Annotated in this window: 23 protein-coding genes and 3 tRNA genes; 4 read left to right on the forward strand and 22 right to left on the reverse strand. The window is 44.5% G+C overall.

Annotated features, from left to right (window positions below; genetic code table 11):
* Positions 1-94 precede the first annotated feature (94 nt).
* The 5 genes from QVE09_RS12805 to QVE09_RS12825 form a co-directional block, all read right to left on the reverse strand.
* The gene (locus QVE09_RS12805) at positions 95-223 is read right to left on the reverse strand and encodes a hypothetical protein (RefSeq protein WP_255319930.1); all 129 of its coding nucleotides are present in this window, start codon (positions 221-223) and stop codon (positions 95-97) included.
* A 120-nt stretch (positions 224-343) separates the two neighbouring features.
* On the reverse strand, positions 344-928 hold the full coding sequence (locus tag QVE09_RS12810) for an LOG family protein (RefSeq protein ID WP_315937090.1): 585 nt from the start codon (positions 926-928) through the stop codon (positions 344-346).
* Between the two features lie 232 nt (positions 929-1,160).
* Positions 1,161-1,580: a hypothetical protein gene (locus tag QVE09_RS12815; protein ID WP_315937091.1), complete on the reverse strand. Its 420-nt coding sequence runs from the start codon at positions 1,578-1,580 to the stop codon at positions 1,161-1,163.
* A 19-nt stretch (positions 1,581-1,599) separates the two neighbouring features.
* A complete protein-coding gene (gene ung / locus QVE09_RS12820) occupies positions 1,600-2,268 on the reverse strand; it encodes a uracil-DNA glycosylase (RefSeq protein WP_315937092.1) in 669 nt (222 codons plus the stop codon).
* 241 nt (positions 2,269-2,509) lie between these two features.
* Complete coding sequence (locus QVE09_RS12825) at positions 2,510-3,730, reverse strand: MalY/PatB family protein (protein ID WP_315937093.1); 1,221 nt, start codon at positions 3,728-3,730, stop codon at positions 2,510-2,512.
* Between the two features lie 248 nt (positions 3,731-3,978).
* On the opposite strand from QVE09_RS12825, the gene QVE09_RS12830 reads away from it, so the two are divergent.
* Complete coding sequence (locus QVE09_RS12830; protein WP_017687366.1) at positions 3,979-4,686, forward strand: helix-turn-helix domain-containing protein; 708 nt, start codon at positions 3,979-3,981, stop codon at positions 4,684-4,686.
* 151 nt (positions 4,687-4,837) lie between these two features.
* Here the strand turns inward: QVE09_RS12830 and QVE09_RS12835 are convergent, their stop codons facing one another.
* The 3 genes from QVE09_RS12835 to QVE09_RS12845 form a co-directional block, all read right to left on the reverse strand.
* The gene (locus tag QVE09_RS12835) at positions 4,838-7,759 is read right to left on the reverse strand and encodes an insulinase family protein (RefSeq protein WP_315937094.1); all 2,922 of its coding nucleotides are present in this window, start codon (positions 7,757-7,759) and stop codon (positions 4,838-4,840) included.
* A 372-nt stretch (positions 7,760-8,131) separates the two neighbouring features.
* A tRNA-Leu gene (locus QVE09_RS12840) sits at positions 8,132-8,217 on the reverse strand.
* A 464-nt stretch (positions 8,218-8,681) separates the two neighbouring features.
* Entirely contained in the window at positions 8,682-9,131 is a 450-nt protein-coding gene (locus QVE09_RS12845) for a hypothetical protein (protein ID WP_315937095.1), read from the reverse strand.
* A gap of 207 nt (positions 9,132-9,338) precedes the next feature.
* Here QVE09_RS12845 and QVE09_RS12850 point away from each other — a divergent pair, with 207 nt between their 5' ends.
* Complete coding sequence (locus tag QVE09_RS12850; protein WP_017687353.1) at positions 9,339-9,563, forward strand: hypothetical protein; 225 nt, start codon at positions 9,339-9,341, stop codon at positions 9,561-9,563.
* A gap of 195 nt (positions 9,564-9,758) precedes the next feature.
* On the opposite strand, the gene QVE09_RS12855 is transcribed toward QVE09_RS12850, so the two are convergent.
* Both QVE09_RS12855 and QVE09_RS12860 read right to left on the reverse strand, forming a co-directional pair.
* Complete coding sequence (locus QVE09_RS12855; RefSeq protein WP_315937096.1) at positions 9,759-10,241, reverse strand: NucA/NucB deoxyribonuclease domain-containing protein; 483 nt, start codon at positions 10,239-10,241, stop codon at positions 9,759-9,761.
* Between the two features lie 109 nt (positions 10,242-10,350).
* Positions 10,351-11,499 (reverse strand): sensor histidine kinase, encoded by a 1,149-nt coding sequence (locus QVE09_RS12860; RefSeq protein ID WP_315937097.1) that lies wholly within the window; start codon positions 11,497-11,499, stop codon positions 10,351-10,353.
* A 311-nt stretch (positions 11,500-11,810) separates the two neighbouring features.
* Here QVE09_RS12860 and QVE09_RS12865 point away from each other — a divergent pair, with 311 nt between their 5' ends.
* Entirely contained in the window at positions 11,811-11,999 is a 189-nt protein-coding gene (locus tag QVE09_RS12865; RefSeq protein WP_017687350.1) for a DUF6199 family natural product biosynthesis protein, read from the forward strand.
* 140 nt (positions 12,000-12,139) lie between these two features.
* Positions 12,140-13,363 carry an MFS transporter gene (locus QVE09_RS12870; RefSeq protein WP_315937098.1) on the forward strand — a complete coding sequence of 408 codons (1,224 nt, stop codon included), beginning with the start codon at positions 12,140-12,142 and terminating at the stop codon, positions 13,361-13,363.
* A gap of 47 nt (positions 13,364-13,410) precedes the next feature.
* On the opposite strand, the gene QVE09_RS12875 is transcribed toward QVE09_RS12870, so the two are convergent.
* The 12 genes from QVE09_RS12875 to QVE09_RS12930 all read right to left on the reverse strand — a co-directional run bounded on the left by QVE09_RS12875 (position 13,411) and on the right by QVE09_RS12930 (position 21,600).
* Positions 13,411-13,740 (reverse strand): DUF1904 family protein, encoded by a 330-nt coding sequence (locus QVE09_RS12875; protein WP_036614785.1) that lies wholly within the window; start codon positions 13,738-13,740, stop codon positions 13,411-13,413.
* A gap of 159 nt (positions 13,741-13,899) precedes the next feature.
* Positions 13,900-14,013, reverse strand: coding sequence for a YjcZ family sporulation protein (locus QVE09_RS12880; protein WP_105410301.1), 114 nt, complete (start codon positions 14,011-14,013; stop codon positions 13,900-13,902).
* A gap of 116 nt (positions 14,014-14,129) precedes the next feature.
* On the reverse strand, positions 14,130-14,804 hold the full coding sequence (locus tag QVE09_RS12885; RefSeq protein ID WP_315937099.1) for a hypothetical protein: 675 nt from the start codon (positions 14,802-14,804) through the stop codon (positions 14,130-14,132).
* 171 nt (positions 14,805-14,975) lie between these two features.
* Positions 14,976-15,155, reverse strand: coding sequence for a hypothetical protein (locus QVE09_RS12890; RefSeq protein WP_315937100.1), 180 nt, complete (start codon positions 15,153-15,155; stop codon positions 14,976-14,978).
* A gap of 146 nt (positions 15,156-15,301) precedes the next feature.
* A complete protein-coding gene (locus QVE09_RS12895; RefSeq protein ID WP_315937101.1) occupies positions 15,302-16,117 on the reverse strand; it encodes an alpha/beta fold hydrolase in 816 nt (271 codons plus the stop codon).
* A 180-nt stretch (positions 16,118-16,297) separates the two neighbouring features.
* On the reverse strand, positions 16,298-17,848 hold the full coding sequence (locus QVE09_RS12900) for a tetratricopeptide repeat protein (protein WP_315937102.1): 1,551 nt from the start codon (positions 17,846-17,848) through the stop codon (positions 16,298-16,300).
* Positions 17,849-18,085: 237 nt separating this feature from the next.
* Positions 18,086-18,508: a hypothetical protein gene (locus QVE09_RS12905; RefSeq protein ID WP_315937103.1), complete on the reverse strand. Its 423-nt coding sequence runs from the start codon at positions 18,506-18,508 to the stop codon at positions 18,086-18,088.
* A 182-nt stretch (positions 18,509-18,690) separates the two neighbouring features.
* Positions 18,691-18,764, reverse strand: a tRNA-Ile gene (locus tag QVE09_RS12910).
* 56 nt (positions 18,765-18,820) lie between these two features.
* Positions 18,821-18,894, reverse strand: a tRNA-Met gene (locus QVE09_RS12915).
* 71 nt (positions 18,895-18,965) lie between these two features.
* Positions 18,966-19,157: a hypothetical protein gene (locus QVE09_RS12920; RefSeq protein WP_047843730.1), complete on the reverse strand. Its 192-nt coding sequence runs from the start codon at positions 19,155-19,157 to the stop codon at positions 18,966-18,968.
* 106 nt (positions 19,158-19,263) lie between these two features.
* Positions 19,264-20,715: an ABC transporter substrate-binding protein gene (locus QVE09_RS12925; protein ID WP_315937104.1), complete on the reverse strand. Its 1,452-nt coding sequence runs from the start codon at positions 20,713-20,715 to the stop codon at positions 19,264-19,266.
* 21 nt (positions 20,716-20,736) lie between these two features.
* The gene (locus QVE09_RS12930) at positions 20,737-21,600 is read right to left on the reverse strand and encodes an ABC transporter ATP-binding protein (RefSeq protein ID WP_145323112.1); all 864 of its coding nucleotides are present in this window, start codon (positions 21,598-21,600) and stop codon (positions 20,737-20,739) included.
* Position 21,601 lies beyond the last annotated feature (1 nt).

Raw genomic sequence — 21,601 nt, forward strand, 5'->3', positions numbered from 1 at the left:
AACGCCGGCACATACCGACGTCTCTTTGGAAAGGTCATTTTTTATTCGGGCGCTGCCTCTGCAGCGTGATCCCCGTCCTGGGATACTGACCGAATTACAGAATGAATGTGCGAGAGATAATAACCAACAGAATGAACAATACCAGAATTGCACCTGTCGATGTCCATGCTCCACCACCGAAGCCTCCGCAATATCCGTAACCTGTACCTTTGAGTTCGCTCATCAATGACACTCCCCTCTTCATCGAAGTACACTATAGACTATGTCCGATAGCGCAACTTGCTTGGGCAGATCGAAAATTCTCCCGAGGAACGAGTAGGTTCAGGCCCGTCTTCTTATGCACTCATTTCCCGTTGAGTTGTGACCACTTCTGAGTCAACTCCGCAGGAATATAGGATGACATTCGTTTGATGAGTTCAGCCGGATCAGATTCCAGACTCCACAGACTGAGATGCGAGGTGTTGGAGAATCCTTCCTGTACGCTATGTTCTACCATCTTCATCAGCGGTCCATAATATCCGTTGACATTCAATAAGCCAACAGGCTTACGATGAATGCCGATCTGTGCCCAGCACAGTACCTCGAATAGTTCTTCAAATGTACCCATACCTCCGGGAAGTGCAATGAATCCATCGGATAATTCGGCCATTGTAGCCTTCCGTTCATGCATGGTTCCCACTTCAATCAGTTGGGTGAGCCCTCCATGAACAACCTCGCCCCGGAACAATCCGGTAGGCATAACCCCGATTACTTCTCCCCCTTGCTCAAGAGCAGCATCGGCTACTGCACCCATCAAGCCCATGCAAGAACCACCATAGACCAGTGCATACCCGCTATCGGCAATCTGTTTGCCCAGTTGAACAGCCTTCTCTGTATAATCGGGGTGATTTCCCGGATTGGAGCCTGCAAAAACAGCTATACGTTTCATTGGGTTTCACTCCTTCTCATGATCTATTTTAATAGTATACAACATGAATGTAATGGGTATGTACAACAGGTTAACAGAACCAATGGACAAAAAAATACCCGACCGTTTGCAGCCGGCCGGGCTCCCATATCAATACACATCAATTTAGAAGGGGTTGTTACTACCTAATATACAGACCAAACATTAAATCCGTATGATTTTTGCATGAAATGAATATTAAATCTTCGTATATCTAACGTATGCCACGGCGTGAACGTACGACAAACATATGCTTGTCCTTACGAAGAACCCGACCATCTGCAAGTTCAACCTGATCCTCGTCATGACGTAGAATCGTCGTGCATAACGCTACAATTTTGGCCCGGCGCCAGATCATAACCTGTGACTTGAAATAGATCGCATTTTCGAACTGAATCGCCTTTTTCATCACATATCCAACCTTGTGCACTTCAGAACGTGCTTTCTTTAAGGGAAGACTCTCTTCGGGAAGAGGCCTGATCATTGCGATATTGTCAAACGATACCTTAATCCGTTTTGGTCCGATTCGTACACATTCCGCTTCTTCATCCCACTCGACCAGCGTTCCCTTTAATGGCTCCCGTATGCCTGTTGCACGATATACCGCTACTTTTCGTCCTATCCAATGTCGCAATGCTCTCACCTCCATCTGTCTAGTTTTCAGGTATCTTCCAATCGATCGGTTCAATACCTTTGGAGGTCAAGAAGTCATTGGCTTTGGAAAAGGGACGACTGCCGAGGAATCCACGATGCGCAGCCAGCGGACTCGGATGTGTAGACTCCAGTACCAGGTGCTTGTCCCTGTTAATAAATGCACCTTTCTTCTGGGCATGACTGCCCCACAGCATATATACCATCGGCTCTGAACGTTCATTCAGCGCGCGAATGACAGCATCCGTAAACGTCTGCCAGCCCAATGCCTGATGGGAGTTAGGCTGACCTTCACGAACCGTCAGAACGGCATTTAATAGCAGGACTCCCTGCTGTGCCCAATGGACCAAAGATCCATGATTCGGAATCGGCAGGTCCAGATCGGCCTGAAGTTCCTTATATATATTTTTCAGAGAAGGAGGCACACGTACCCCCGGTCTAACCGAAAAGCTTAATCCATGAGCCTGACCCGCTCCGTGATAAGGGTCCTGACCAATAATAACGGCCTTAACCTCATGATATGGCGTTAGCTTCAATGCGGAGAACAGGTCTTCTTTGGGTGGAAAGACCGTCTGCGTTTTGTACTCGGCGGCGAGGGCGTAACGAATCTTGTTAAAATATTCGGCTTCCGTCTCTTCCTGAAGCACCTTGTCCCAATCGTTTCCAAACATATGTATAGGCTCCTTTCCCCTGATGAATGCAGTTTCGTTCAGCCCAACTACTGGGCTCTTCCTTCTGAGAGCCGCATGTCATGCAACTCATAGACTATCCACCATTTTAACATAACCGGGGACAGCAGACCAGAATTGCGCATCAGGGTATAAGTTCACCTCGAAATAAACCATATTCTTGCTACATTCCGTATACTCATCCAAAAAAGCCACCTCGCAGTTGCGTGATGACTTGATGAATTTACACTTGAACGGGCACCTCTTCGACTACATTCACAAGCACACTACTGATTCTTTGTAACCCTTCCTGAAGGACAGAACGGGGACAAGCCAGATTCAACCGAATACAACCCTCACCATTGGCTACAAACATATGACCATCTTCGAGCAACACACCCGCTTGCTCAGCGAAGAATAAAGGTAAACTTACATTTTGTGGAGCATATGCCGAGATATCAATCCAGGCCAGATATGTGGCATCTGGAATGTGAAAAACAGCCAGTGGCAGATGCTGCTTCACATACTGTTCTACGCATGCGAAATTGGCGTCTAGATAACCTTTTAATTGTTTCAGCCATTCATCACCCGTTTCATAAGCCGCTTGCGTGGCAGCAATGCTCAGTGGGTTTTTGAAACCATAATGGCGTGCCTGCCAGATGTCTCGAAGTGCCTCATTGGGAATGATGACATTGGAGAACATCAGACCAGCCATGTTGAATGTTTTGCTCGGGGACATGCATGTAATGATTCGATCCGTATCCGGGAACAGCTTTGCAAGTGGCGTATGTCTCTTACCCGTCCGCAGCAGATCACAGTGAATCTCATCCGAAATGACCCATACGTTGTTCCGCAGGCATATCTCACCCACACGCTGTAACTCTTCGGTTGTCCAGACACGTCCAGACGGATTATGGGGGTTGCAGAAAATACATACCCTTACCTTCTCATCCTTGGCCTTGGCTTCAAAATCCTCAAAATCAATCGAGTAACGCCCCTGCTCGTTGATCATATCTGAACATACCAGTTCAAGATTATTATGCTCCGCAGCTGACTTGAAGAAACCATAAGACGGGGTCACGATCAGTACTTTCTCATCCGATTGACAGATATATTCCACCAGTTCATATAAAGCGGGGATGATCCCGTTCGAGGTCTCCAAATGCTCCTTTGGGAAGGACCAATCATAGTATCTTTTCATCCAATTCGAGACAGCTTCGTAATATGCCGGATCAAACACCTGGGAGTAACCCATGATTCTACGGTCCAGACGCTCCTTAACTGCATCCAGAATCTCGGGAGGTGTGGCAAATTCCATATCTGCAATCCACATGCGAATGAATTCTTCATCTTTAAATGGAAAAGTCATGTCCTCTGTGGCGTTAAAAATATATTGACGGAAACCATCCGTATTCATGGCATTTGTTCCTGTTCGGTCTATAATCTCATTAAAGTTATATTTCATAGCTTCTGCTCCTCTGTCTACTCAACTTTTCATTGTCGGTTCATGTCGTATACATCTATTATTCCATGACGTAGAAATTGCATCAAATGCAATACAATCTATTCTGACGAAACAAATGAAGTTAATTGTTTCTCCAGAATAGGTATTTCCGTGAAAAAGTGATATATTTCTCATATAACATCATTTTTATGAATGACTTTCATCATTTTCACGTACTCTCAAGAAACATTGCATAAGGAGAAGCGTTTATGAACAATATCAATCAGGAAGTTGGCAAGAAAATACGGAACTTTCGGAAGTGGCGGGGACTGACCATCCAACAGCTTGCGGATCAGATCTTCAAGAGCAAGGGCACGTTATCCAAATATGAGAGCGGAGATATTACACTTGATCTGGTGACGTTACATCATATTGCGAACGCACTCAACATCCAGGTGGAGCAACTCTTGTACCAAGAACCAAGGCATGCTTCTCCCCTGATGAATGCGGTCCCGTCCAGCTTTTTCAAGAACTCCACCCGTTTCTATTCTTACTTCTATGACGGGCGTAACAACAGTCTCATTCGTTGTGTCATTGACATGATGGCTCAGTCGGATGCCAACCGTTATCGCACCGTGATGTATATGAATGTGAAGGATTTTGAGAACTACCAAGAGTGCGAGAATATGTATTGGGGCCACACCGAGCATTATGATACGCTTACCACGCTGATTTTGAAAAATCAGGCCACCCCGCTGGAGAACCTATATATTAATATTTTGGCATCTTTTCAGGAATCGGAGAAAAAATGGGGACTGATGGCTGGTGTCTCGTTCAGACCTTTCATGCCTATCGCACTCAAAATGTTATTCTCCAGAACCCCGCTGCCCGAGAATCAGGAGTTATATAATGAATTAAAAATCTCAAAGGAAGATCTGAGGACCCTGAAAATATACAACATGCTCGCTGTCACCTGAACAACGCAGCGTGTCACACATTCCATATCATATGGATGGAGACAGTCCCTCCCCACTAGAAAAGGCACTTCTATAAGCTGTTGAACCAGCTCATAAAAGTGCCTTTCGCGTTTGACGCCTATTCGATCGGGGAATAAGCCGAGACTAACGCTTAATTTTTAATTAAATCCAGCGTCTCGTCAAACATTTGCTTCTGTTCCTCAATCTTGTTCTCATTACCGATCACACAGCGCTGTTGCTGTTCAAGTATGGCCGATAAAAGCTCAGCAAAACCGATAATGTCGCTTTCCTTCGTGCTTAACACTTCGTCACGTTCCTGTTGCAGATCCGCTTCAGTCACATTCGACAGATAACACTCCAGCGAGAATGCTCCTTCGCCATAAGGCGTTCTCGGCGTATCGAGATCCTGAATTGCACCAATGATATAACGCGTCATTTCCCGCTCGTCTGCCCGGAAATTTTTCAAATATTGCGGTATTTCTTCATATACTTTGTACGTTTTATCCAGGTTTGGATCACGATACGATGCAACATAGCTGTCTCCGTTCCGTCTGAAGCCTGACATACATCCATAAGCTCCACCTTTGGCGCGGATATTGGTCCACAAGTAATCCAAGGACAGAATTCCCTGCAAAACCCGTAGTGAACCGCTGTATTGATATCCTTTGTCGATATAATTGCCCGTTTGCACCACGTACTGCACCTCTGAAGGGGAACGGAATCCTTCCTTATGAGTAGCCGGTGTGAACGTAAACTCTTCTTTGGCAACCTCATGTGTGAACAGCTTCGCTTTCAGATCGGATACCTGTTGTTCCAGTCCTTCATATCCCTGCTCATCGGCAGTGTAACTAACAAGCAAGTTCTCCGGTCTGAAAATATACCCCGTCAACACTTGCAAACTGGAAGATAACTCTTCTTTTCTAGCCTCAAAATTCGCCTGAAGATCCTCTAACCACTGGTAAAACGCGATACCACTCACGGCTTCCCTGAAATCCGCGACCGCTGAATGTTTGGACGAAGATCGGCCAATTCCCGCAGAGTGTCCGCTATTGATCAGATTACGTTGCAGGTTACCTTTCATCTGAGAGATTATCTCATATAACCGCTTCGAATTATCGAATTGGGAAGTGAACACAATTTCTTTGATCATATCAAAGGCAAATCCAAGCTTGTCATACAACACTTTTGCGTTGAACTCATAGGTAGCCTTGAATTCATTGTGTTTATGCGCGTTAGCATAAGATCCTATCCCGCTATGAATACCACCTGAATGAATATGAATTTCATTGGACAGTTCATTGAACGAGTAGTTTTGAGTATCCACGTAACCCAGTACATTCTTGAGCAACCCTGCATACGGCAGGAGATGACGTGGCACTTCTTTGATATCAAACAGCAGTCTCAGATAACCAATTCCGTTGGTGTAGAGGTTATGATGGAGAATGGTTGTGCCGTCGACCTGGTTCACCGTTTGATGCAACGTAGAGGCCTTCGGTTCAATATCTTCAATCGATAACGTCGGAATGACCTGCTGCTGTTCTTTGGTTGAAGGTGTATTCTGATACTCTGCAAGTGCTTCTGTTTTCTGAATCAACGTCTGAACTTCTTCCTCACTAAGACCAGCTTGAATAGTTTTCAGACGTTCTTTCAACGCTTCTTCTTTGCGTGAATTCAACCCTTTGTCCGGTGTCAGGGCTACAAAGGAAGTATGTGTGTTTTGCAAAATATATTTCTCAATCAGTTGCTCGAAGTAACCTTCGTTCATTTTTGTCCGCAGCTCAGCAAATACGTCATTAGCCTCCAAATGGGTGAAAGGTGCTTCCTCATCGTACAACCAGCTTTGCAGGGAAGAGAATCCGTAGATCAGGCCCTTCGGCATTCTGCCGTAGTCCGCTTCCCTGTGATTGAACTCATATGAGTTAATCCCTGCGAGGAGCGCTTTAGGATCAAAACCTTCTTTTACCACACGCTCAAGTACTTCTTTGACCGTTCCCAGGAAATCCTCTTTGCTCGCCAAATTACTCTTCTTCAGTCCAACCGTGAACACAGGCTGATACAGGCTGTCATCATACGAACCGTAGACGTCCTTCGCAATGCCCTTATCCAGCAACGCCTGCTTCAGTACCGCTCCCGGAGCGTTCAGCAAGGCGTATAACAAAATTTGGAACGAAATGTTCAGTTCCTTGTCCAGACTTGTGCCGATTACCGCGTTATAGGTCAAGAAGCTGTTATCCACTTCCGATTCCGTACTTCCCGCAGAGTAAGTCTTAACTGTGTCTACCCGTTCTGCAAAAGCAGGTTGAAGTTGAATGGCCGAATCAATCTCGATTCGATCATATGCACTCAGATAGTTTTCATCCAGCCATTGCAGCTTCTCTTCCATATCCATATCCCCGTAGAGATAGATGTAACTGTTGGAAGGATGGTAGTATCTCGTGTGGAAATCCAGCAGCCCCTGATACGTTAAATCCAGAATAGCTTCCGGGAATCCGCCAGACTCGGAGGAGTATGTGGTATCCGGGAAAAGGGAGTTCAGCACTTCTCTGCGCACCATTCGTTCCGGTGAAGAAAAGGCTCCCTTCATCTCGTTATATACAACTCCGTTGTAGGTTAACTCATCGTCAGCAGAGGTCAAGTTGTAGTTCCAGCCTTCTTGCAAAAATATCTTTTCATTCTCATAAATATTTGTATTTAATACCGCATCCAGATATATATCCATCAGATTATGGAAGTCATGATCATTACGACTTGCGATCGGGTAGATCGTCTTATCGGGATACGTCATGGCGTTAAGGAATGTATTCAATGAACCTTTCAGCAACTCAACAAAAGAATCCTTGGCCGGAAATTTCTTGGACCCACAGAGCACGGAGTGTTCGAGGATATGGGCTACCCCTGTATCATCTTCCGGAGGTGTGCGGAAACCGATACTGAATACTTTGTTGTCGTCCTGATTGGACAAAAGTACAATTTTGGCTCCGGATTTCTGGTGTTCCAACAGATACGCATCCGATTTGAGTTCTTCGATTCTGCGCTCCTGTAACACCTTGTATGGCTTAAGCTGTTTCAACATAAACTTGAGTCCTCCGTCCATAAGATTGTTTTATTGGTTTTGTGACTCTACATAAGTTCAAATATGGTTATTTACACGGGCACTCCGATGACAGAACAACAGCTGTCCTCTCCGTTATCGTGTAAATGTGTAGTTGAACTTATATCGTTCAGCAAGGTAAAGGTAATATATGCCTATGGATAGTATACACCATTGTCCCGTCTCTTCATAAAAGTCAGATAAATGTACCTTCTGATATGTATTATGCAGGGTTTATGTTTATGAACTGCATGGTGATGTGGTCTGCAATGAAGTGACAATCATATTAAAGAACACAAAAAAAGATCGTATGACGCTTGGTTAACAAGCGTCATACGATCTTTTTTTTTAAGATGCCGAGGACCGGGATCGAACCGGTACGGTAGTCACCTACCGCAGGATTTTAAGTCCTGTGCGTCTGCCAATTCCGCCACCCCGGCAGGATTATGTATTTCTTGGCGACAAGAAATATCTTACCATGAACTAATTAACTTTGCAACACTTTTATTAAAAATAATCTAACTATATAAGTTTAACTAATGATTTACACGATAACGGAGAGGACAGAAAAAACTGAAAAAGCGAAGCGTTCGCCTAAAAGCTTTCTGAAAGAAAGCTGCATCGGAAGCATACGCTATCACCGGATTTTCCCTTGAGAAAAGGGAATCGAAAAAATCTGGGGATAACAGCGATTAGAAGGTTATTCTGTCATCGGAGTGTCAGTGTAAATAATCTTTGGTTCAACTTATATAAATGAAACAGGCACTGCAAGCGTCAGCTCACAGTGCCTAGAAAGTCCGAGTTGCGGTCCCGGACTTCCGGTAAACCAATCTATATTAAGGGAGGTGTGAGATAAGAATACCTCCCCAACATTAAAGAAACCTAAAATCAGCCTTAAATTAAACTAAAAAAGTAAAATAGGTCGAACACGAGCCGCTTCTTCCTCACTGCACTCCACGATAACCAAGATATGGTCCTTTAACAGCCAATCTTCGTAATACCGCGCATCCTCCTCCGAGATCCCCGCTTCAGTCAGTGTAAGCACCAAATCATCGGTCTCACTCCCAATCTCATTACCAGCGAGTCTACGCACTGCATTACCGATCGCCATCGTCTGATCCATTCGCTTCCCCAGACCAGCCAATATGCCTTGCAGAGCGCCAAAGGCACCATCTGTTCCGGCACCCTTCAAAGGTTTGGGCAGCCCCGTCTTTTCGCTCACCAGTTCCAGATTAAGCTGTTCCTTCGCCACCGCTCCTAAATATTTTTCCTTGATGCCTTCCTCTTTCACCTGATTCAGCATCAGTATAGCCTCGTTCTCGGTACGGGCCAGCCCAATAATCAATTGTGTCATTCCGTTCCCCTCCTTTTACCCTAATATAACCCCGTAATCCCCATTCAAAAACGGATCATCCACAGCTAAGACAAATCACCTAGAAGAATGTTGATTTCTCTTCTGGAAATCTATACCTAGTTCTGATAGACTAGATAAAGAAGACAAATTAACCATTGAAAACATTGACATATGGATTTAACATCTCATAATCAGGAGCAATGACTTATGAAAAAAGAGGTAGAAATTGCCATCCGACGCAAACAACAGATCATGGTTCGTAATACAAGCGGTCAGACGGTAACCGGATTTCCCGAGCGTACCGCTGATACATCCATTCTCTCCTTACGTACCGTTCACGGAAGTCTGTGGATACCGTTTGATGAGGTCGAACATGTTACGCGCCTGTTAAGCATCCGGTCTCATCATTTAAGCGGAATGCAACTCGTATAGTCGGATCTGTAATCCTAGAAACTCAGTTCCCGTATAAATACGTTAACTAGATTTATTTATGCCAGCACTTCATACCAAAAAAAACCAGACGCATGAACGTCTGGTTTTTCTCTTCTACTTATCCTGTACCAAGCTGCCACTGCCTCACAACAAAGGCCTTTCTATCCTTTTTTTCTGTCAACCCATATCCTCTTGTTACTTCACTACAAACTTCACTCGTGTTCCATCCGGATATGTACTTAACTGATTCCCTACCCATGAACCTGCACCGCGATTATCCTTTGGGCTAATATACTGAATATCTGCACCTGTTCCTCCCTCAGCACACATCGCCATGGGCCACTCGTCGCGATCCTTACCTTTTTTGACCGGAACACCCTTGAGTGATAAATCCCGATTGCCTTCGGCTCCATTACGATCAATGGTGCATACATCCGAATGCCCTGCCTTGATAGCAGCTTTAATATGGTTGGCTGTTTCGGGATAACGCTCTGAAGGGAACGTAATGGTATGGTCTACACTCTTATTTGTCCCTCCGAATGGATTAGGTATCTCATCCGGCCATTCTCCCCCAGCCCAGGCATAAAGGGCTACCAGCAGCATCGCTACCAGCGTCAGAACCTGCTTTTTGAAGCCTTGCTTGCCTTTGCGTTTTCGTCTTGTGCGTCTCTTACTCATGCTGTGTCTCCCCCATTCAACACTTGCATTATAACAGAACGCCCGTTCGTAAAACAATCCAATAAAAATAAAAAAACAGCCGAGACCGCCGGCTGTCCTGCTAGATTGATTATCCTACATTGGGAATGGCCTGTTGGCGCAGCAAGGGTAGTGTCACCTCAAACTGTGTACCTTTCCCCTCGGTACTCTCCACCGAAATCTGACCATTCATCAGTTCCAGCAGTTCTTTGCAGATGGTCAGACCAAGCCCACTTCCACCAAATCGGCGCGCATGGGAGATGTCGGTTTGGGTAAATGCATCAAACAATTGTTCGATCTGATGCTGAGGAATGCCGATTCCCGTATCACGCACAGAGAATACCAATACAACGGTATCCATCAGTTGTTGCCTCACATCCACCTGTAACTGCACTTCACCCTGTTCTGTGAACTTGATCGCATTACTCAGCAAGTTATCCAGTACCTGTCGAAGTCTTAGCGGATCACCGATAAGCACATCAGGAACATTCAGATCAGCATGGCAGAGCAGACGTATTTGTTTATTCCGTGCCGCAGGCTCATGTGTCTTCACAATCTGTTGGATCAGCTTCAACGGCTGAAATTCAATGTTTTCAACATCCATTTTGCCTCTGCCCAGCTTCGCCATATCCAGGCTATTGTTAACGATGTTCAGCAGTGCCTCACTCGATTGACGTGCAAGCTCCAGATATTCTTTCTGCTCATCCGTGGTTTCACCCATACCAGCAAGTTCGATCATGCCCATAATGCCGTTAAGCGGGGTACGAAGCTCGTGATTCAGCTTTCCGATGAATTCCAATTGCCCTCTGCTGTTCATCTCAGCCATGGAAGTTGCGAACTTCAACTGCTGTTCGGCATACTTCCGTTCTGAAATATCATATTGAATGCCTACAAAATATAAACACTCTCCGGATTCATTAAAGATCGGATCAATATTCAGTTCGTTCCAGAACTTCTGACCACTTTTTGTATAATTTAAGATATCAATCTTAATGGACTGTTGTTTCTTTATTGCATCACGAATCTGCATTACTGTTTCGGGGTCTGTATCCTGTCCTTGCAAAAATCGGCAATTGTGTCCGACAGACTCTTCATACGTGTATCCTGTAAGCCGTGTAAAGTGTTCGTTTACATACATGAGCGGAAGTTCAGGCAAGGTAGCATCGACCACCGTCACGGAGGACTTTACTTTCGAGATGATAAATTCCCATTGTAATGGGAGTTGATTATGTTGGCTCATGCCTTCCTCCTTCATCTCACACACGTTAATGTTTATATATTCTGCAATCGTTTATAAGGGATATAAAACTAACCAGACGGAATGTGTTGATATAAATTCAATATATTTTAATTGTAACATAGTTATTCAAGTCATGTGGTTCTTGGGTAATAGTTGATAACTAACATTCCACAATAACCTAACTACTCATCAGGAGGAACATACATGAAATTTTTGTTAATTATCATCATTATTATTTTGATTGTAGTCTTTTTTACCAGACGCAAACGTTAAGATAAGCTCCGTTATGTAAGTTAGAAAGGAAGATGGGTATGAGAACCCTCTTTTTTATATTCATGGTACTCTGTATCATCAATCTCTGTTTCCCAAAATTCGGCTGGTATCTGCGTTATGGCTGGATTTCCCGGGGTAAAGACGAACCTAGCAGGCCTTATATGACTATGGTCAGAACGACCAGCCTGCTGATGTTGCTTATCGCCTTTACACTCGCTATGGCATGAACTATAGGCATTGGTAGATGACTGCCCTGTTGGGCAGTTTTTTTGTGGTGAAATGATGGGAAAATGATAACTTTGTTTGTGGTGCAATGATGACAATGCCCGTAATATAGATATATCGTTTCGGAAAGGACATCATTGGCATGAACATCGCATTTTATCCATACTGGGCCGCCAAAACGCTGCTCTCGCTTATTAATGTCATATATATCATGGTCATTACTACGTTTATATACGGTCACACTGGATCGGTACTCTCTGCTGCAATGTTTCCACTTATTCAGATCATTGCACGCACAATAGCAGGTTTCACTTTACCATTACTTGTGAACCGTTTCCCATTCTCCAGACTATTGATCAGCATTTCCATAGCCAAAACATTCATCATGACCTGTATAGCCATTTCATTGAATCACTTGATTTCACAACTGCCACTTCTATTGATCGGAGTGGTTATACTATCCTTTTTGGACGGATGGGAAACTCCGTTACTGAAGGCTTTAACCCCACGATTGGTTCAAGGTGAAGACCTTATAAAAGCAAATAGCCTGCTATCTTTCTCCAATCAGACTGTAACCATTGTCGGTTATGCCATGACGGGATTCGCCGTGATGAACTGGGGGGCGTCACAGACCTTCTGGGCAGCTACAAGCCTGTCCTGGGCCGTTCTGATCTTCCTAAATGCCCTTGGCTCGCTCACACGGAATGTAGAACAACCCCAGAAATCTGCTGTATCGCGGAATGTATTGAGGGAGGGTTGGAGTATTCTTTGGAACAATCCAACCCTACGACTGATTACGCTGATGGACATTGCCCAGGCTCTTGCGGGTTCCATCTGGATCGGAGCTGTTACGCTAGCCTTTGCAAAAGAAGCTCTGGGACGAGGAGAAGGTTGGTGGGGACTCATGAACTCGAGTTATGCTGCTGGAACCATGCTTGGAGGTATTCTGGCTCTTGCACTGGCCAAACGTATTCAGAAGCATCTAATCGCTAGTATGACCATGGGATCTCTTCTCTTCAGCCTGCTGACCGTCGTTTATGGTCTAAACAACCTGCCATGGCTCGCTCTGGTGTTATGCATACTCATGGGTCCAGTTCATCAGATTCGTGATGTGGCTCAGCAGACAACGCTTCAGAACAGTGTACCTGTCGAATCCCTAACCAAGGTATACGCCACACATGGCGTCTTGATATCCACGGTTATGAGTGTATCCATAGTCATCTTTGGTCTAGTCGCCGATCAACTGGGCGTTCGATGGATATACCTTATCGGTGGAGCCTTGTTTATTGTGTCTGCGATATGCTCATTATCGTTGAGCAGGATTCACAGGAACCATCCCATTGCTAAACATACGAAAAATATGTAAATCAAAAGAGACGAGCAACATTCTGCTCGTCCCTTACAATCTCAATCTCAATCCAATCGATAATCCGTCAGCGGCTTGCCTTTTTTATAATACAAAGTAGGTGACAATATATTGAAGAAAATATGCACATCCGGCATGTATGCTTCTTCCAAAATAGCTTGCACCGACGATGCAATCCGATTATGAATTTCCTGGTCACGTTGAAACATCAGAATCTCTATAGAAGCCGGAGAAGGTGTTAGCGCTTGTACATCATGACGCTCTGCCTTCATTCTCTCCCTTGGAATATGAGTAATTAGGGCCATCTGCTCTGTAATTTGAGGTACAACTTCCTCTAGCTGAGGACCTGTGAATCCTTTAAAGCGAATAAACGGCATTGCTATCCCTTCAATCTCTGTTAATAGTCTCTTATGTGATTTTAAGCACATTGTTTTCAGTTGTCAAATGTCATAGATGGCATATGTTGCTTCTTATAAATAGGAAAAGCCCCGCTGAAGTCTCAGCGGAGCCACTGTTTGCACGTTTCGATACGTGACTTACAGCCAGAAAGATTTTGTGATGATCACGAGCAGGATGAAAAGCACGAGAATTGCACTTGTAGAAGTCCATCCGCCACCAACATTACAACAACCGTATCCAACTTGACTCATTTGATTGGCCTCCTTTGAATTTCAAGGTATGCCATAACATATGCGTATTCCGTGCAAGTGACAGGGCGAATTGGCAAGTTCAACAGCCCATTCATCTGGGATTCATACCCGTTGATTTAACCGGATGGGGCGATGGAGATTTTCAGTTGTTTTTCTTTTGACTCCTGAGGTGAAGGGTCTGTATTTCCTCTATCCAGAAGGATTGTACAAGTACGTGTATCACTTCGGGATGCCAGAACAACCTCTCCATCAGGTATTATACAATAGGCGATTGGAATGGAGATCTCGCTATCACGGTACGAACCATCCGCATGGCTTGTCCCCATGACAATACATTGATGCTGCAAGGCGATCTGCCGAGCCTCTTTGACCCACTCACTGTATTGCTCTTCACTGAACATACCCACACCAATGGAATGCATCACAATATCCACATTTCCTATATTCTCGTTGCGAAATCCTTGCAGGACCAGCTCATCACACAACAAAGTGCTTATTACCCAACCCTGTTCCTCAACCGCCTCAGCAGGTGTATATTTAGCTTTCTCCAATACAATCTCTCCAGCCTTACTGATGATAATCGATCGGTCCTTTGGACGTTCGTGCAACCTGCGATGACCTGATACGATCATGGTTCCATATTCAGCCGCCAGGCGGCAAGCGTCTTCTACATTCTGGTTCAGATATCCTTCAGGAAAAATTAATACATTCGCATCAGGGTGTTGCTTGAGTTCGGCTTCAAGCTGCAGCAGGTGCTGTTCCAGCCTCGGTTGTCCTATCACAATCTTCATCTGGCATCCCCCATTCATAAATAAAAGCCGGTTCATACCTGAATAAGGTACGACACCGGCTTAAAGGTTGTACGGACAGAACTCCTGCTCACCGTACTTCGCTTCAAGAGTAATTGGTTCTCATGTTATGGCTCGACGACACAATTACCTTTACAGTTCAATGATATGTAGTTAGGCATTTCTACGTTCAATACTATCATATATAGCCTGCCCATCATAGCTTCGATCTGTAGCGATATCTTTCACAAAGAGGGCGCTTCCTGCCGCACTGTTTGCATTAACAGACAGAACGCTAAATGCACCCACAACCCACATTAATGGATATAATGCAACGGATAAGGCTTTTCTCATGTCTTTGTCTCCTTTGCTGTTAAAATAGATGATTGGTTGAATATCCCATTAATATGATTAAAAAGAACATAAGTTTCAATTTTGATAATCAAACAACATCGTCCATGCATATTAATCCTAGTATCACTTCTCTTTATCCAACTACTTCAATCCCTAAGCAACGAAATAATCTCATCTATAACAAGTGCAGGATTCTCTAAATGTACGTAATGGCCAGAACCTTCGACGGTAATATGATTGGCTTTATCGGATAGAGTAGCCAGGTCTTCTTGCAATTCTGCCCACTTCACTTCCATCTCAGGACCCATTCCGTGTTCCGTCGCTGAAATCACCGTTAATGGAGTATGGCGCAATGCATCATTTTCCCGTATTTTACCAACAAATGAAAAGCTTTTTGTCACTTCCGTATAGTCACCCTCTGTTGAAAACTGCGACTTGTATAAGTCTATAATCTCTGGTGGCAATGTTGCCAAAATTGCCTCTTCCTGATTTTCATGAGAAGAGTCTATCAGAACTGCGCCAGCCACTTCAGAAGTATAACGATCAGCAAATGCTCTGACATTCAAACCACCAATACTATGTCCAACCAGTAAATATGGACCAGGTATATTCGCTTTTCTTAGCAACTTATGCAATTCTTTCACTTGTTGTTTCGTCGTTTTATCTTTATTTGTGTCTCCGCTAAGTCCAAGTCCAGCACGATCATAAGATACTGTCAAAGTATGCTTTGCTATCTCAGATTGAACTCCCGACCAGATCGTTGAACTATCTCCATACCCACTAATAAAAACTACCGTGGGAAAAGAATGTTTTATTCCTTGTATTTCGGCATATAACGATACTCCGGTACTAACTTCATACAAACCACTCGAACCGACCTGGCTTGGTTTTCCTTCTGCTAATTCTGAAGGAATCAGAAACACGAGACAAAACGTAAAAATTAAAACTAATTTACTCTTCATTTAAATATCCTCCTTAAAATATTGAATTAGATTATATGAAAAGTATATCTATAATGGGGCATTATGTAAATTAAAGAATTATATTCTTTAATTTGTATCCGGGCTTATTTCGGTCCAATACGAAAAAACAGCACACCCCCGTTTTCATACGGAGCCGTACTGTTTTTTCCTATAAAAATATCACTCGAAACTCCTCAGTAAATCCCCTGCCTCTTCATGATCAGGTTCCAGAGCCAGTACTTTATGGGTATAGGACAAGGTTTCTTCTTCAAGTTCAAGTTCATAACAGCACACAGCCAAATCGTATAAGACGGCTGGATTATGGTTACTCGGATCTGCAACCAATGATATCTCCAGAAACCGTTTCGCATCCTCATACATATACATCTCATATAATAGCTGCCCTGCCAGAAATGCGAGCCCCCCTTGCTGCTCCATCACATAGTATGACGACCACATCGTATGAATACCAGACTGAATATCGAGCATTTCCTCATCACTTGCATCAGGAAGAAGACTGGAAATGTGCGTCGCACTGTGGATCAAGAACTCGGCATCATATCCACCCAGACGCCAAAACGGCAAAATATGCTTCAACTCCATACTTTCGATCCGTTGGTCTACCCATTGTTTCATACTGAAAAAGTCATCCGGTCCAAAGCGTTCAACAAATCGATGGTAGCCCAGACGTGTGTTCACATAACTGATGGGTTCGTCCACCATCAACATGCACCCAACATTCAGATCTTTATAATGATGTGTTGTGAATCGTGTATGGGCACCCTGTTGTTCCAAGACATATTGAATGGCATGGTAGTTAGCGGTTAGAGAAAAACTCCCGTGAAGAACAAATTCAGGTGGCTCTGCGAACTTCCAATTATCCAGGCGATGATCCCCTTTATCAGCGGTAATCAACACATAACCTGACTGTGACAGCTTGTTCAACCGTTCGAGACAGGACAACCCAATTGCAGGGAAAAGAATGTGCGAATCCTCCAGTTCCTCTTTGTACAATGTGATAAGCTCCTGGTACGGATAGTTATCCGCACTGTATTCCGGCGCTCGGCGATACTCATAACTCAGTGTCATGTTCTTCAGCATCTCTGCGGGCTCAAGATCAAGACGACGATCCGGAGACTGAACCAGCAGATCACACTCATAGATCTCGCCATCCCCAATGTAGATTAATTCCTGCGGAATGCTGTCAAAAAAGTAATTGGCAATCAACAACAACGGTTGTTTCAGATCACCGGGCCGAATAACCGTGCCTGCAACGACCAGATTCAATTCCGTATCCGCTACAGCATCAAAACGTGCAAAATCCACAATACCTTGTTGAATAAAGGATTGCATGGATGGATGCTCCTGCCAACCCAGCACATTCTCCGCTACGAGATCTGTCATCACATATCTGAAAGGCGGTAACTGTATTGCAGCAAATTCCTTTAACTCAAGCAGTTTCAGGAGAATTTGATGTGCCAAACGCCCTACACCCGCTCCAAGTTCAAGAATGGTTACGGTCTCGCTGATCTTTCCTTTGTTCGAGAGGTCCTGAAGAAAGCCAAAAATCATCTCTGCATACGCCGTGGCAATCATCGGATTACTCGTAATATATTGAGGGACTTGGTTCTCTGTCCAAGCTTGCAGTCCCTTCTGTTCATAATAAGCTCTCTGCCAATCCCAGACCGGAGCTTCACTGTAACGAAAACGTTGACTTTCATTTGACGTCATTAAACGGAAACCTGCTTTCTATCACTAATTTCATACGTTTCTCAGATGTTCACGTACTATTTGATATCCAATACCATTCAATCTCTGTAATGCATTATATCATAGAACCCTACCTGCTCGATGAAGTTCAGTTTTCCCCTTCAACAAGAAAAAAACCTGCTTTTGAGGGCAGGTCCTTGAGGCCTTTCATTTAAGAAGACTATTGATCTAGTTTACTTAGGCAAGGACAACTCAACATTAGTCGGAATACACGGCTCCGTCAAAGTTCTCAGGGCCTACACGGATCGTTCCGAGCAAGTTGGAGCTGATAAATGCAGTGTACGTCAATTGAGGCGTGATCGGTGGATTGAAATCACTCGCGGAGAACGTAATAACCTGAGGGGCCAGAACACTCAAGCTGAACGTAGACGTTGCCGAGTAGATAACGGGGTCGGTTGACAAAGTTCCCCTTACGATCGTAATAGTTACACCTACTAGTGCCAATGGCAGTTGCAGTGATACCGTACCCGAGAATTGTACCCGTGGGTTTGCCCCTGCTCCTGCTGTTTGCAGACCAATCTGACCGAATAATTGTGGTGTGTTAATAACCAGGATTGGTATTGCAATAGAGTTAGCCAAACTCGCATTCTGAGATGTTCTTGCATCAAGAAATTGACTCATGAAATCTACCTCCTATGGGTTGGGATAAGGTAGTATATGCGAGATTTGAGATATGGCATGGACATACATCGTGATTCGAAAAAAAGGGCATACTAGAAAGACACCATGAACAAGATACCTTTTACCCCAGAGCTTACATGCAGACAGAAAAAAACCCTTGCTAGGCAAGGGTTTTAAGAGTATGGGCCCTACAGGACTCGAACCTGTGACCAATCGGTTATGAGCCGACCGCTCTAACCAACTGAGCTAAGGGCCCTAGACATAATGTATAACGTGCAGATGATGGCTGTGAATCATCCAAGTGAAACTAAATTGCGGGGGCAGGATTTGAACCTGCGGCCTTCGGGTTATGAGCCCGACGAGCTACCGGGCTGCTCCACCCCGCGTCAGTAAGAAATATTAAAACAGCGACTTAATTAATATACACCATTCTATCCTAATAAGTCAAGGGGTAATGTCAGGGAATAAAACGTACACCATAACGTCCTTTACGTGATCGATAAACTTCCACTTCAGCTGGTTCATTATGACCGTAAATCCACCCGTCCTGCTCCATACGCTTGGCCAGACATCCTGCTTGAAATTTGGTTGCATACAACTTGCTGAAATATACCCAGTGCATACCGCTCGTCCTTTCCGGAGTCGTCATTTATTCCTGCTTTTTGTAGAATACCCCATTTTCATAAAAATAGCCGCCAAAGATTAAAATCTTCAGCGGCTATCCATAACTTATGATATGGCTACTTCTTCATATCTCATTCAAACGTAGCTTTGGGATCCTTTTTCAATTTCTCCAGCATCTCGTTTCCTTTAGCTGCCCACTCACCAAGCGCTTCTTTTGGTGTCTTTTTGTTCGCGAGTACTTGGTTGAAATACTCCATCCCTTTTTCATTTACTTGCCATAAGCCTGGGGATTTTTGATACATTTTATCCAGGTTGGTATTGGTTGGCGGAATCGGCTTCAAAGAATAGAATGCTTGAATGTTGTAATCCAAGCCATCTTTTGGCTTGATGAAGCTCTTCCGGGATACCATCTCATAGCTGCTACGCGCCTTGATTTTAGCCCAATCTTCACTGTTCATGTACTTGATCAGTTCCCACGCATCATCCGGGTTCTGAGCCGCACTATTGATTGCCATGAGATTGCTCAGGTAGATGCTACCTCCAATTTCAGGAGCTTCCGGGTGAACTGGAGGTGTTACCACATCCCAATCCACTTTCGTAAAGTCTTTCATTTTATCCGCATTTTTATTGGCATCAATTAATTGATTAATATAGCTGTAATCACCAATAGCCATGGCTGCCTTGCCGCTCAGGAACAGGTCACCCTGTACTGGATCATAACGTCCATTCGGATTCTGATCCTGCGGTTCGTCGCCTTTAGGGATAACTTTGTCAATGGCCAGTTTGCTGATGGTGCTCCACACTTTCTCCCATTGAGGAGAATCTACGGTCATCTTCTCTGCTTTGTCATCAAACGTCTTCAGCTGCAACGCACTGTAGTACTGCTGCATGGAGTAGTAAGGCGAACCACCCTGATATGTCGTGAAGGTAAAACCAAATACGTGATCTTTACCCTCGCCTTTAGTAAGTCGGGTACCCAGATTGAAGATATCGTCCCAAGTCATATTGTCCGTTGGCGGTTCCACGCCTGCTTTTTCAAACATGCCCTTGTTATAGAACAAAGCCGAAGAGGAGAACGTTGGTGTCAATGCATAGATGCTCTGATCCCCCAGATCTTTGATACCCTCCAGCACACTAGGAACAATGTCTGTCGTATCAAACTTGTCTTCTTGCATTAATGGGTCTAGCTGTTTCACTAGATTCTCCTGAATTAATGATTTGACAGTAGAGGTATCTGCCACGATGACGTCAACCGGATTATCACCAGTCATAATCTTCTTCAGACTTTCCATCGTATCCGGAACTTCCTGCTGTTCTTCGGTATTGCCATACCCATACATGCTACTCTGATCAACAGCAGCTACAATCTCAATAGTTACATTGGGATGTGTCAATTCAAAAGCATCGGTGAATTGCTGACGGAAATAACTATCGTCTTGCCCTCCCCACATTGTAGCCACACGTAATACACGTTGCTCCGTATCCTTAGCTTCACTTGCCGTACATCCTGCAATTAGAGGCAGTGCCAGCGTTGCTGTAGCGATGACAGCCAGCACACGTTTTCCCCACAACCTGTTCTTCATCTTCCAATTCCCCCTCATTAATTATCTTGGCGGTGTAATAACAATACGTTCACCGTCAAATTCCAATGTAGCCCGGTTATCAATGGATAAGGCCTCCAGATACTCTTTTGGCACCTGAAGCCGCCCTGCACGGTCAATAATGACAAATGCTTCGTGAATGTCCGGCATACCCGCTTCGGACAAGCTATGCTCATCGTCCAAATTCGGATTGCGCTTTACAAACTCGGTACTGGTCAAGCCGTCCCGGATCGCAACGATCCGGTCTACCTTGCCAGCAAGTGTCAAGTCATGGGTAACGATGACAATCGTAACGCCAAGTTCCTTGTTCATTCTTCGGAAAATGCCCATGATGGTATCACATGTCTCGGAATCGACCGAACCGGTTGGTTCATCTGCAAGCAGAATTTTGGGACGATTGGATAATGAAATCGCTATCGCTACCCGTTGCTGCTCTCCTCCTGACAATTGATGCAATTTGTTATGCATCCGATCCTTAAGGCCTACCCATTCAAGCAACTGTTTCGCGTAAGCACGATCGCGCTTGCCTCCCAGAATCATGGGAGTCTCCACATTTTCCAGAGCAGTGAGATAAGGCAGCAAGTTACGACCGTTATTTTGCCAGATAAAACCTACTGTATGACGTTTGTATTCGACCAATTGGGCATCTGTCATCTTGAGCAAATCCCAGTCTCCCACAACAGCCGTACCAGCCGTAGGACGATCAAGCCCGCCCAGAATATTCAGCAGCGTGGATTTACCGCTACCGCTGTTACCGATGATGGCCATCATTTCACCTTGATTGACAGTCAGGTTGAGACCCTGAAGGGCAACGACTTCCACATCGCTGGATTTAAAAATTTTGACAAGTCCTTCGCATTGGATCACG

It is taken from the genome of Paenibacillus sp. ClWae2A, assembly GCF_032452295.1.
Taxonomy (GTDB): domain Bacteria; phylum Bacillota; class Bacilli; order Paenibacillales; family Paenibacillaceae; genus Paenibacillus.